The 12,747-nt window shown below is 60.7% G+C and carries 9 protein-coding genes and 1 riboswitch; all 9 genes read left to right on the top strand.

The features are described 5' to 3' along the window. The first annotated feature begins 106 nt into the window (after window positions 1-106). Window positions 107-1,585 (top strand): oligosaccharide flippase family protein, encoded by a 1,479-nt coding sequence (locus tag DNI29_RS07580; protein WP_162303546.1) that lies wholly within the window; start codon window positions 107-109, stop codon window positions 1,583-1,585. A gap of 173 nt (window positions 1,586-1,758) precedes the next feature. Further along, on the top strand, window positions 1,759-1,926 hold the full coding sequence (locus tag DNI29_RS24450; protein ID WP_162303545.1) for a hypothetical protein: 168 nt from the start codon (window positions 1,759-1,761) through the stop codon (window positions 1,924-1,926). 92 nt (window positions 1,927-2,018) lie between these two features. Further along, a riboswitch (SAM riboswitch) is annotated at window positions 2,019-2,110 on the top strand. Window positions 2,111-2,423: 313 nt separating this feature from the next. Next, the gene (locus DNI29_RS07570) at window positions 2,424-3,200 is read left to right on the top strand and encodes a phosphoadenylyl-sulfate reductase (protein WP_110977494.1); all 777 of its coding nucleotides are present in this window, start codon (window positions 2,424-2,426) and stop codon (window positions 3,198-3,200) included. Between the two features lie 51 nt (window positions 3,201-3,251). Next, window positions 3,252-4,193 carry a sulfate adenylyltransferase subunit CysD gene (gene cysD, locus DNI29_RS07565; RefSeq protein WP_262510210.1) on the top strand — a complete coding sequence of 314 codons (942 nt, stop codon included), beginning with the start codon at window positions 3,252-3,254 and terminating at the stop codon, window positions 4,191-4,193. Between the two features lie 92 nt (window positions 4,194-4,285). Beyond that, entirely contained in the window at window positions 4,286-5,572 is a 1,287-nt protein-coding gene (locus DNI29_RS07560; protein ID WP_110977492.1) for a sulfate adenylyltransferase subunit 1, read from the top strand. Window positions 5,573-5,734: 162 nt separating this feature from the next. Further along, on the top strand, window positions 5,735-6,538 hold the full coding sequence (cobA, locus tag DNI29_RS07555) for a uroporphyrinogen-III C-methyltransferase (RefSeq protein ID WP_110977491.1): 804 nt from the start codon (window positions 5,735-5,737) through the stop codon (window positions 6,536-6,538). A gap of 44 nt (window positions 6,539-6,582) precedes the next feature. Continuing rightward, on the top strand, window positions 6,583-8,433 hold the full coding sequence (locus DNI29_RS07550) for an assimilatory sulfite reductase (NADPH) flavoprotein subunit (RefSeq protein WP_110977490.1): 1,851 nt from the start codon (window positions 6,583-6,585) through the stop codon (window positions 8,431-8,433). Window positions 8,434-8,856: 423 nt separating this feature from the next. Further along, window positions 8,857-11,784, top strand: coding sequence for a TonB-dependent receptor (locus tag DNI29_RS07545; protein WP_110977489.1), 2,928 nt, complete (start codon window positions 8,857-8,859; stop codon window positions 11,782-11,784). 186 nt (window positions 11,785-11,970) lie between these two features. Further along, window positions 11,971-12,744 (top strand): DUF2490 domain-containing protein, encoded by a 774-nt coding sequence (locus tag DNI29_RS07540; protein WP_110977488.1) that lies wholly within the window; start codon window positions 11,971-11,973, stop codon window positions 12,742-12,744. The last annotated feature ends 3 nt before the right edge of the window (window positions 12,745-12,747 follow it).

Below are 12,747 nucleotides of genomic sequence, written 5' to 3'. Positions count from 1 at the left end.
TACCGTCACAACGAAGCGGTAGAGGTCCTTCGCTCCGCTCAGGATGACAAGCGTCCGGGTTGACCAAGTCACATTTCACTCATTCACTCAATTACGCATTCACTGTTTGGGTATCGTTCAGCGGCAGGGGCTACGCAACACCATTATTTCCTACATCGGGCTGGCGCTGGGGTTCGTGAGCACGGCCCTGGTGCTGCCCAACTTTCTGCAGCCTGAGCAGCTGGGTGTTACGGCTACGCTCTCGTCGGTGGCCACACTTTACGCCCAGGTGGCGGCCTTTGGCTTTGCCAGCGTGGGCATTCGGTTTTTCCCCTATTTCCGCCACCCGGAGTCGGGGCACCGGGGGTTTCTGCCGCTGCTGCTAGGCGTACCGCTGCTGGGGTTTGCGGTGGTTACGGTCCTGTATTTCCTAGGAGAGCCCCTACTCCTGAATTGGTACGGGCGGGATGCGCCGCTGCTGGCCCCGTACTACGCCTGGGGCGCCGTGCTGGCGCTGTTTACTATGCTGTACTCGGTGCAGGATGCCTACCTGAAGGCGCTGTACCACACGGCCTTCTCGTCGTTCGTGCAGGATATTCTGCTGCGGGTCCTGATTGTGGCGGGGGCCTTTCTGTTTGGCTTTGGCTACCTGTCCTTCTCGGGCTACGTGCTGTGGTTTGTAGGTGTGAACAGCGCTATTGCCTTGCTGCTGACGGCTTACGTGGCGGCCATTGGAGAGCTGCATTGGCGGCCCACGCGGCAGGTGCTCATGGTGCGCCCTCTGCGCGAGATGCTGGGCATGGGCGCTTTTACTCTGCTCGGCAGCCTGTCAGGCAGTATCATCATGTTCATTGATACCCTGATGGTAGGTGCCCAAGTGAGCGTGGCGGCGGCCGGCATTTACGTGGTGGCCGGCAACATCAGTACGGCCCTGGCTATTCCGGCCCGCTCGCTCAACAAAATAGCCTTTCCCCTACTGGCCGACTACTGGAAGCAACAGGACCTACTGCGCATGGCCGACTTCTACCGCCGCGCTACCCGCCTCAACACCCTCATCGGCTGCCTGTTGTTCCTGGGCATCGCCTTGAATCTGGACTTTATCTACTCCCTGATGCGCAACGCCCGTTACGCCGAGGGCACCGTGGTGGTACTACTCCTGCTGAGTAGCAAGCTCTTCGATGGCATCACGGGTGTTAATGGCCTGATGGTAGTAACGTCTCCGCGCTACCGCTTCGACCTGATTTTCAACGTGTCGTTGGCCCTGCTTACTATTCTGCTGAATGGGCTGCTGATTCCGCGCCTGGGTATGGTGGGGGCGGCGGTGGCCGCCTGCATCGCCCAGGTAAGCATCAATGTGGCGCGCACCTGGTTTGTGTGGCACAGCTACCGCATGCAGCCCTTTACCTGGCGCATCCCCCTGATTTTGGGTATTGCGGCCGTGGCCGGGGTAGCCGGCTGGTTGGTTCCTACCCTCAATTCTCCCCTGCTCACCATGCTATTACGCTCCACCGTATTAACCGTAGTATACGGGGCACTTATTCTTCTGACAAATTCTGCGCCCGAGGCTACTGATTTTCTGCGTAAACTCACCCGGCGCAAGCCCTGATCAACAAACTATTCTTATTCACGGATTACGTACTCCTCCGCGTTATGAGTGCAGTGAAGCATTTTCTGGGGTCAATCTTGGCTATCTTCTTCTTTCTCCTGCTACTTGTTGTTATCAGGGAGCATATACCCGGCAAAAGAAACCAACGTAATTCCTACGAAGTCCGGGCAGGTATGTCGAAGCAGCAAGCATTGCAGATTATGGGCCCACCAGCCCGCAGAATAAGCAGCGCTACTACCGACTCTGCCTACGTGTACAAAGCTTCGCCCGCCGCTTCCGATAACATATACGTGGGCATCGGGGCCGATGGAACTATTACCAGTGTCAGCCACGGGGAATAGCGTGGGTTTTCAATAGCACAGAAAATAAAATTTGGAAGTATAAAATTCTGACCGCTACTTTTGCCCTACCAATTCTTTACCTGAAAGGATTGTTTTTATACAGAGGCGTGGAGAGACAGGCTCGACGAAGCGCCGGCAACCAGCGGACCATCCGAAACGGTGCCAACTCCTGACCATATAAAAACAACTAGCCGTGAACCACTTGTCTAACTCCGCCGCCGCATCCGCCACCTCTAGTGCTCTACAGCATGGGTGTTGTGCTATGCTGGGTATGGCGTGTTGTTGTCAGGCGTAACGCACCCCCTCCTTTTTCCTGGTTTGTGCGCCCGGCACCTACGCTAACACGACTTTTCGTGTAGCTAACTCTGCCCGTACATCCGACTTTTTGCCTTTACCACTGCTGGCTGCGCCTTGCTGTTTGGCCGCTAACGCAGGGTAGGGCTATTCTGTCAGCTGAAGTTTGCGCCTGCGGGCCGGCTTCCCTCTCCCTTCTTGTTATGTCCGCAGCAGATGCTGCGCCGGCCGTCCGGGCTTTGCTCGACGACCTGCGCCCCCGGCTGATTCAGGCTTCCGCTCTGGAGCGGCTGCGCCTTGTGGCTGAGCTTTTCCCCGAGCAGGCTGTATTCTCGACCTCCTTCGGTTTGGAAGACCAGATTATCAGCCATTTGATTTTCAGCCACCAGCTTCCTATCCAGGTTTTCACCCTCGATACGGGCCGGAACTTCCAGGAAACCTACGCCACCTGGAACAAGACCTTGCTGAAGTACGAGCAGCCCATTGCGGTGTACTACCCCCAGCGGGAAAGCGTGGAGCAGCTGATGCTCGCGAAGGGCCCTAACTCTTTCTACGAGAGCGTGGACAACCGCAAGGAGTGCTGCTTTATTCGCAAGGTAGAGCCCCTGAACCGCGCCCTGACTGGCAAGGCAGCTTGGGTTACCGGCATCCGCGCCGAGCAGTCACAGAACCGCCAAACCATGGACCCAGTGGAATGGGATGCGGCCCACAACCTCGTAAAGGTTCATCCGCTCTTCGACTGGACCTGGGAGCAGGCGGTGGCGTTCACCAAGGAGCACAACGTGCCGGTAAACACCCTGCACCAACAGGGATTCGTGAGTATTGGGTGCGCCCCTTGCACCCGCGCCATCCGGCCGGGTGAGGATTTCCGGGCCGGCCGCTGGTGGTGGGAAGACCTCTCGGCTAAAGAATGTGGCCTCCACGCTACCGCCCACCACAACGGCCCCGACCCGGTAGTGGAGCCCGTTCCGGCCGGCTAATTACAGGCCTTTTACCTCTCATTCGCCTCTTCAGAGGCTTCGCTAGGCTAGCTGACCTCTGCACTAAATCGTGTTCTACACATGAGTACCCCTTCTTTCGATTACCTCGACCGGCTGGAAGCCGAAGCCATCCACATCCTGCGGGAAGTGGCCGGCCAGTTTGAGCGCCCAGCCCTGCTTTTTTCGGGTGGCAAAGATTCCATCGTGCTGACCCGCCTCGCGGAAAAGGCCTTCCGGCCCGGCCGCTTCCCCTTCCCGCTGGTGCACGTGGATACTGGCCACAACTTCCCCGAAGTGCTGCAGTACCGCGACCAGTTGGCCGAAAGTCTGGGCGAAAAGCTCATTGTCCGCAAGGTGGAAGACACCATCAAGCGGCAGCGCCTGCGCGAGCCGGGCGGCAAGTACCCCAGCCGCAACCCGCTGCAGACCTACACGCTGCTAGAGGTAATCGAGGAGTTTGAGTTTGACGCCTGTATTGGGGGAGCCCGCCGCGACGAGGAGAAGGCCCGGGCCAAGGAGCGCATTTTCTCCGTCCGCGACGAATTTGGTCAGTGGGACCCTAAGCGGCAGCGCCCCGAGCTCTGGAACGTGTACAACGGCCGCATTCAGAAGGGCGAAAATGTGCGCGTATTCCCCATTTCCAACTGGACGGAGCTAGATGTGTGGCGCTACATTCAGCGCGAAAACATTGCCCTGCCCGACATCTACTTCGGTCATGAGCGCCGCTGCGTGGTACTGCCCACCGGCCAGCTGCTAGGCCTTTCCGAGCACCTGCGCCTCGATGAGGACGATGAAATCGTGACCCGCCAAGTGCGCTTCCGCACCGTGGGCGACTCTACCTGCACCGCCGCTGTGGAAAGCGACGCCGCCACCGTGGAAGACATCATCCAAGACCTGCTGCTGGCCAAGGTGAGCGAACGGGGCGCCACCCGCCTCGACGACAACATCTCGGAAGCCGGCATGGAAGACCGCAAGCGCAACGGGTATTTCTAAGTGGTGAAGTTGTGAAAGGTGAAGTTGCGAATCTGATTCCTCCTTCACCTGCACGACAAACTCACACGTTCACAACCTCACAATTTCACCAAATGGATCTTCTTCGATTTATCACCTGCGGCAGCGTCGATGACGGCAAAAGCACGCTGATTGGGCGGCTGCTCTACGATTCCGAATCGGTGTCGCTGGACGTACTGGCGGCCCTGGAAAAGCGCCAAGCTTCTAATGGCACCGTGGATTTGGCTTTGCTGACCGACGGCTTGCGGGCCGAACGCGAGCAAGGCATCACTATTGACGTGGCGTACAAGTACTTCACTACCCCCCGCCGCAAGTTTATCATCACCGATGCGCCGGGTCACGTGCAGTACACCCGCAACATGGTCACCGGCGCCAGCAACGCCGACTTGGCCATTGTGCTGGTAGATGCCCGCCAGGGCGTGATTGAGCAAACCCGCCGCCACACGCTCATTGCCGCCCTGCTGGGTATCCGGCACTTTGTGCTGGCCGTGAACAAAATGGATTTGGTGGGCTACGACGAAGCGGTTTTCGCCCGGATTGCCACCGATTATGCCGAGCTGACCAACCACTTCAACCTGCCCGTGGCCACGGCTATTCCGCTCAGTGCCCTCAACGGCGACAACGTGGTGAAGAAGTCGGTGCTCTTACCCTGGTACACTGGCCCGAGCCTACTGGAGCACCTGGAAAGCGTACCCGGCGCTTCGGAAACGGCCGCGCCGGGTCGCTTCCAGGTCCAGTACGTCATCCGGCCCCAAACCGCCGAGCTGCCCGACTACCGTGGCTACGCCGGCCAGATCCAGAGCGGCCAGTACCGCCGCGGCGACCGGGTAACGGTGCTACCCTCCGGCCTGCAGTCGGAAATCGAAGCCATTGAAGTAAACCAGCAGGAAGTAGAAACGGCTTCCGCGCCCCAGGCCGTGGTGTTGCGCCTGCGCGACGACGTGGACGTGAGCCGCGGCGACTCCATCGTGCCGCTGGCCGAGGCCCCTACCCCTACCCGCGAGCTGGAAGCTACCCTGTGCTGGATGAGTGAGCATCCCCTCTGGCCCGGCCGTAAGCTGCTGGTGCAGCATCATTCCGCGCTGGTGAAAGCGGCCATTCCAGCCATCCTCTATAAGGTGAACGTGCACACCTTCGCCCGCGCCGCCGCCGATTCGGCCCAGCTCAACGACATCGTGCGGGTGCGCCTGAAAACGGCCCTACCCCTGGCCGTGGACACCTACCTGGAAAACCGCGCCTCCGGTTCCTTTATCCTCGTCGATGAGCTGACCGGCGATACCGTAGCGGCCGGCCTCGTGGAAGCGGCTAACTCCGAGTACTTCACCCTACCCGTGGGTCCACCAGTGGCCTTCTCTATCTAATTGATTTTCTGCCCCTACCTGCTCCTCTCATCCTGAGCAGCGCGAAGGACCTCTACTGCTTCACATGAGTAGTAATTACCCTCAGCAGAGGTTCTTAGCTCCCGCTCAGGATGACAAGGCGCAACAGGCTAGCCGCTGAATCACTTCACTTCCCCTACCCCCATGTCCACCACCAAACTACCGCGCCTGACGGTGCTCGGGGCCGGGCCCGGCGACCCGGAGCTGCTCACGCTCAAAGGGGCGCGGGTGCTGGCCGAGGCCGACGTGATTCTCTACGATGCCCTGGCCAACCACGCCCTGCTCCAGCACGCACGCCCTGCGGCTGTAACCGTGCCCGTGGGCAAGCGCCGCGGTATGCGCAGCCACTCGCAGGACGAAATCAACGCCCTGATTGTGGAGTACGCTCACCGCTACGGCCACGTGGTGCGCCTGAAGGGCGGCGACCCATTTGTGTTCGGGCGGGGCCGAGAGGAAATGCTTTACGCTGAAGCCCACGGCCTAACTGCTGACTATGTACCGGGCATTAGCAGCGCGGTAGCGGCGGCGGGCAGCGCGGGCATTCCAGTTACGCACCGCGGCCTGAGCGAAGGATTTCGGGTGATTACGGCCACTACGGCTACCGGCGAGTTGTCGGGCAGCGTGGCCGAGGCCGCTCAGTCGCGCGCTACTACTGTGATACTCATGGGCCTGGGCGAGCTGGAAAATATCGTGGCCGTGTTCAGCCGTTGCGGGCAGGCCGACACCCCGGCGGCCATCGTGCAGAACGGCACCCTACCCCAGGCGCGGGTAGTAACCGGTACGGTAGCCGAGCTGCCCGCCCGCGCCGCCGCGGCCGGTATCGGGGCGCCGGCCATCATCATTATTGGTGAGGTAGTTCGCTTAGCTACTCCGGCCAGTCTGGCGACTACGCTCCCGCCAGCGGCTTTCGCCGTGTTACCGCCACCCTCCTACGCTGAGGTGGCCTGATTTATTTCTGCTCCGCTTTTCCACAACCAACATTATTCCCGCTCATGTCTTCCCCCACTCTTCCCATCGGCCTTGATGAAGCCACGCTGCAGCAGCTGACGGCCGGCCTCACCGACCGCCAACTGCTCTGGCTGAGTGGCTACCTCTACGGTCGGGCTGGCTCGGACGCTGCTCCGGCAGCCGCTATTCCGGCAGCGGCAACCGCCCCGATTGCCACGTCCGTAGCTCCCAGTCTCACCATTCTCTACGGCTCTCAAACCGGCAACAGCAAGAAGGCAGCGGGTATTGCGGCTGAAGCCGCCCGGCAGCGCGGCCTGGTAGCCACCGTGCGCGACATGAACGACTACCCCACCAAGGACCTCAAAACCGAGCAGCAGCTATTGGTAGTGGTGAGCACCCAGGGCGAGGGAGACCCGCCTATTGCGGCCGAGGAGCTGCACCAGTTCTTACTGAGCAACCGCGCCCCCAAGCTGCCCGACCTGCGTTTCGCGGTGCTGGCCCTCGGCGACAAAAGCTACCTGCAGTTCTGCCAGACGGGTTTTGAGTTCGACCAGCGCCTGGCCGAGTTGGGGGCCAAACGCCTGCTGGAGCGCGTGGACTGCGACGTGGAGTTCGAAGCCGAAGCCCGCCGCTGGGCCGAGCAAGTGCTGGGCCTGATTGCCGAATCGGTGCCACAGGTAGCGGCGCCAGTGGCGGTAGCTGCGGCCCATGCGCAGGTAAAACCGGTTGCCCTTCCGGCTCTGGTAGGCGGTGCAGAAGTGGAACTGGAAGAACAGGTAGAATATACCAGCCGCAACCCGTTTGAGGCGGAGTTGCTAGAAAAGATTCAGCTCAACGGCCGTGGCTCCACCAAGGAAACGTACCACCTGGAGTTTTCCCTGGCCGGCTCGGGCATTCAGTACGAAGCCGGCGACGCCCTAATGGTGCAGCCCCGTAACCGCCCCGGCCTGGTGCAGGAAGTGCTGGCGGCCGCCCGCCTGGATGCCACCGCCCCCGTACGCCTGGAAACCACTGAGCTGGACCTGAGCACGGCCCTCACGGAGCGCCTCGAACTTTCTGTGGTGACCCGCGACGTGCTGGAACGCTACGCCGCCGTAGCTCCGCAGCACCCCAAACTGCGCGAAATCCTGGCCGAAAAAGCGGCCTTGCCCGCTTACCTCTACGGCCGCGACGTAGCCGATTTGCTCCAAGAGTTTCCGGTGGAGCTGTCGGGGCAGCAGCTGGCGGCGGTGCTGCGGCCCTTGCCGGCCCGGGCGTATTCCATTGCTTCTTCCTTGCTGGCTCACCCCGAGGAAGTGCACCTGACCGTGGGGGCGGTGCGCTACCAGAGCAACGGCCGCCACAAGCACGGCGCCTGCTCCAGCTTTCAGGCCGATCAGCTACACCTCGGCGACACGGCCCGGGTGTGGGTGGACCGCAACGAGTACTTCAAGCTGCCCCAGGACCCGAGCACCGACATCATTATGGTGGGCGCGGGCACCGGCATGGCACCCTTCCGGGCCTTCGTGGAGGAGCGGGCCGAAACCGGCGCTACCGGCCAGAACTGGCTGGTGTTCGGCAACCCCCACTTCACCACCGACTTCCTCTACCAAACCGAGTGGCTGCAGCACCTCAAGCGCGGCACCCTCCACCAGCTCGACGTGGCCTTCTCCCGCGACCAGCAGGAGAAAATATACATCCAGCACCGCCTGCTCCAACAAAGCCGCCGCCTCTACGACCAGCTCGAAAACGGCGCCACCTTCTACGTCTGCGGCGACAAAAACCGCATGGCCGCCGACGTGCAACGCGCCCTGCTCACCGTCATAAGCCAAGAAAGCGGCCAGGGCGAAATCTACGCCGCCGATTACCTCAAGCAGCTCCGCAAATCGCGCCGCTACCTGGAGGACGTGTACTAGCCTATTCCACTAAAACTAAAGCTAGAAGCTAGCTCCCCTCCTCAGATGAGGAGGGGTTGGGGTGGTTGACCAGCGCGTCTGAACACCCTAATAAGTCTAGCTCTAAACACCGTCCTACCCCTTTCCTCTGGGTAAGGGATACTAGTTCTAAAAACCGCCCTACTCTTATCAACCACCCCCAACCCCTCCTCATCTGAGGAGGGGAGCTAAGTTCTAATTCTAACCTTCCCTTCTACTCCCTCTAATCCGATGATGCGCCTTCTGCCAAGACGATGTTGTTGTAGCCGGTAACTGCTGCCGCGCGGCCTGACGCGAGTAGCTTCTCCGTTTCGTGCCTTTCGTGGCCATTATCTGGGTCGGCTCTTTTCGAGCGAGGACCTGCTCCCTACCCCTTCTTCTTTCCAGAACCTCATCTGATTTGTCATGAAGCACGCATACGCTTCTCTGCTGCCGGCTCTGGTGCTAGCCAGCGCTACCTCCCTGCACGCCCAAGACGCATTGATTTCTGTGAGCGGCACCGTTCGCGAAAAAGGCACTCAGGAGCCATTGCCGGGCGTGAGTATTAGCGTGAAGGGGGGTTCGGCGGGCACGCTCAGCGACGGCAACGGGCAGTTTGCCCTGAAGGCCAAGCTGCGCTTTCCGTTCACGCTGGTGTTCAACATTCTGGGCTACGAAGCCCGGGAGCTGGAAATTGCCAGCGGCAGCCAGCCCATTGCCATCCAGTTGGAGTCGAAGGCGGTGGCTATGAACGAGGTAGTGGTATCGGCCTCGCGGGTGGAGGAGAGCCGGCTGAAGTCGCCGGTGGCCATTGAGAAGCTGGACATCCGGGCCATCAAGGAAACGCCCGCGCCCAGCTTCTACGACGCCCTGGAAAACGTGAAGGGCGTGCAGATGACTACCTCCTCCCTCACGTTCAAGGTGCCCAACACCCGCGGCTTCAACATCCCGAACAACTTCCGCTTTATGCAGCTGGTGGACGGCGTGGATATGCAGGCCGCTACCCTTGGCGTACCGCTCGGCAACGCCATTGGGCCCACGGAGCTGGATATTGCCAGCGTGGAAATTACGCCCGGTGCGGCCTCGGCTCTGTATGGCATGAATGCCATCAACGGCATGGCCAACCTCACCACTAAAAGTCCTTTCAGCTACCAGGGCCTGAGCGTGTACCAGAAGGTAGGCGTGAACCACGTAGATGGCAAGGACCGCGACCCGAGCGTGCTGACCGAAACGGCCCTGCGCTGGGCTCAGGCCCTGGGCTCCTCGCAGCGCTGGGCCTACAAAGTGAACCTGAGCTACCTGCGCGGCACCGACTGGTTGGCCAACACCCAAATCGACCAGAACCCACAGAACCTGTCGTCGGCCAACCCGCGCTTTCCGGAGTTGAGCGGGGCCAACAACCAGGCCGCCGACCTCTGGAACCGCTACGGCGACGATAACGCCGGCAACGTGTCCATCCCGATTACCTACAAGGGTCGCACCGAAACCTTTAACATCCGGCGCACGGGCTACTACGAGCGGGACCTCACCAACCCCATCGTGCGCAACATCAAGGCCGACGCTAGTCTGCACTATAAGCTCACGGATAAGCTGGAGCTGAGTTACGGCTACCGATTCGGGCTTATGGATGGCGTGTTTCAGCGGGGCAACAAGATTCAGTTGGATGGCGTGACGGTGCAGAACCACAAGCTGGAGCTGCGCGGCCAGGACTTCACGGCCCGCGCCTACATGCTGGTAGAAAACACCGGCGACTCCTACAACCTCAACCCTCTGGCCCTGAACCTGGATCTGCAAAACGGCGCTACCGCGCTTTCGCCGGCCAATGCCACTGTGCGCAACACCTGGGGCGACAAGTTTCAGCAGAGCCTGCAAACCCAGGTGAACCAGGGCGTAGACCTGGTCACGGCCATGCAGCAGGCCCGCACCGCCGCCGATGCGGGCCGCGCCGTGCCGGGCACCGCCGCCTTCAACGCCCTCAAAAACCAGATTGTGCACACCAACAATTGGGACAGCGGCGTGAATGTGAAGGGCGCGCCTATTCCGGGCGGAGCCGCCCTCACCCAGCGCAGCCACACCTACCACGCCGATGTGCTCTGGAACCTCGGCGAGCGAGTGAAGTTTGCCGACGTAGTAGTGGGGGCTGACGCCCGCGTGTACGAAGTAATTCCTGACGGCAACAACTTCGTGGACTTCGGCCGCCCGCTCGACCAGCGCACTACCCCCGGCGGCAACTACCAGTATTATAAGAAGGTAGGCGGCTTTGGGCAGGCCACCAAGCTGCTGCTCCAAGACCGCCTAAAGCTCACCGCGTCCCTTCGCCTCGACTACAACCCCGAGTTTGACCCCAAGCTGAACCCGCGGGTAGCGGCTGTGTACACCCTGGCCGCCAAGCATAATTTCCGGGCTTCTTATCAAAACGGCTGGCGCTTCCCGTCCCTGTTCGAGGCGTTGTCTTTCGTGAACAACGGCAACGTGCGCCGGGTAGGCGGTTTGGCCCGCGTAAACGAAGGCCTCAACTATCTCGACAACTCCTACACGCTGGCCTCCATTTCTACCTTCAACGCGGCTGTGAATGCCTACGTGGCTGCCAACTCCGGCACCACAGCTTCGCAAGCGGCCCTGCGCCCTGAAATCCGGGGGTTGCTGCAAGTAGGCAACCTGCCTACCGAGCAGCCGGAGCAGATTAACGCCTACGAGGTCGGCTACCGGAGCGTGCTGCTCGATAACCGCCTGTCAGTTGATGTGGATGCGTATTACAACATATACTCCGGCTTCCTGGGGCAGGTAGAAGTAAGCGTGCCCAAGAACGCCAGCGGCCAGCAGGTACCGGTAGGCTCTGATGATGCCGTGCTGGCCGCGCTCAACAGCAACCGCTCGGCCCGCCAGGACCGCTACCGCGTGTACACCAACGCCCGCAACAACTACCATAGCTACGGCTCTACGCTGGGCCTGACTTACAACTTCTACCAGAAGTTCACGGTAGGCGGCAACGTCAACTACAACGCCCTATCCGACAACAAGGAAGCCGACATCTTCGTGACCGGGTTCAACACCCCGCATTGGGTAACCAATGTGAACTTCGGCAACCGTGAAATCGTGCGCAACGTGGGCTTCAACGTGGTATGGCGTCACCAGAGCACGTTCTACTGGGAAAGCCCCCTGGCCAATGGCCGCGTGCCCGCCTACCAAACCGTGGATGCCCAAGTGAATGTGCGCGTGCCTAGTCTCAAGTCGACTATCAAGGTAGGCAGCGCCAACCTCTTCAACAACCGCTACTTCCAGTACGCCGCCGGCCCCACTATCGGGGGGCTGTACTACGTGGCGTTGACCTTCGACAACACGGTGCTCCGCTAAAACTAAAGCTAGAAAGCTAGCTCCCCTCCTCAGATGATTCCGCGCATCAAGCGGCGAGGGGTTGGGGGTGGTTGAAAGGCTAGAACTAGAAACTAGAGCTAGCAAGTCGTTCAACGCTCCGGTCAACCACCCCCAACCCCTCCTTATCCAAGGAGGGGTGCTAGGTTCTAAAAACGCTTCTTTGTTATGAAACGGCTGCTATCCTCCCTCGGCTTCCTCCTGCTCCTGAGCCAGCATGCAACGGCCCAGAAGCAGTACGTGCGCGAGCAGCAAACCTGGCTGGGCGTGTTCAACCAAACCCGCTTCTCAAACCGCTGGGGCACCTGGACCGACTTGCACCTGCGCCTCCACGACCACTACGTGCAGGACCTGTTTCAGAGCGTGGCGCGGGTAGGCCTGACGTATTACCTCACCGACGACGTGCGCCTGACCGGGGGCTACGCCTACGTGCACCACTTCCCCGATGGAGCCCGCACCATCGGGCAGCCCGAGCACCGGCCCTGGCAGCAGGTGCAGTGGTTTACCAAGTTCCCGAAGGCCCGCCTCATGCAGTGGGTGCGGCTGGAAGAGCGGTTCCGGCGCACCATCCAAAGCAATGAGCGCACCGACGAGTTCGACTTCAACTACCGCACCCGCTACAACGCGGCCCTGTTTCTGCCCCTGACCAAAAAGGGCTTTACCCCCGGCGGCGTGCAATTTCTGCTCAACAATGAGGTGATGATGAATTTCGGCAAGGAGATTCGCCTCAACTACTTCGACCAGAACCGGCTGTTTGCCGGCCTGGTGTACCAGCTCAACCCGCACGCCCAACTGCACGGGGGCTACATGCACCTGTTTCAGCAACTGCCGACGGGTAGCACCTACCGCAATCAGCACACCATCCGGGTGTTTTACTTCCACAACTTCGACCTGCGGCCGACCCCGCCGCCCGTCCCGCCTACCCCCACTACTGCCCCGTAACCT

This window comes from Hymenobacter sediminis, assembly GCF_003231285.1.
GTDB classification, from domain to species: Bacteria; Bacteroidota; Bacteroidia; order Cytophagales; family Hymenobacteraceae; genus Hymenobacter; species Hymenobacter sediminis.
The sequence above is the reverse complement of the archived record's forward strand: the minus strand, read 5'-3'. Positions and strand labels throughout refer to the sequence as shown.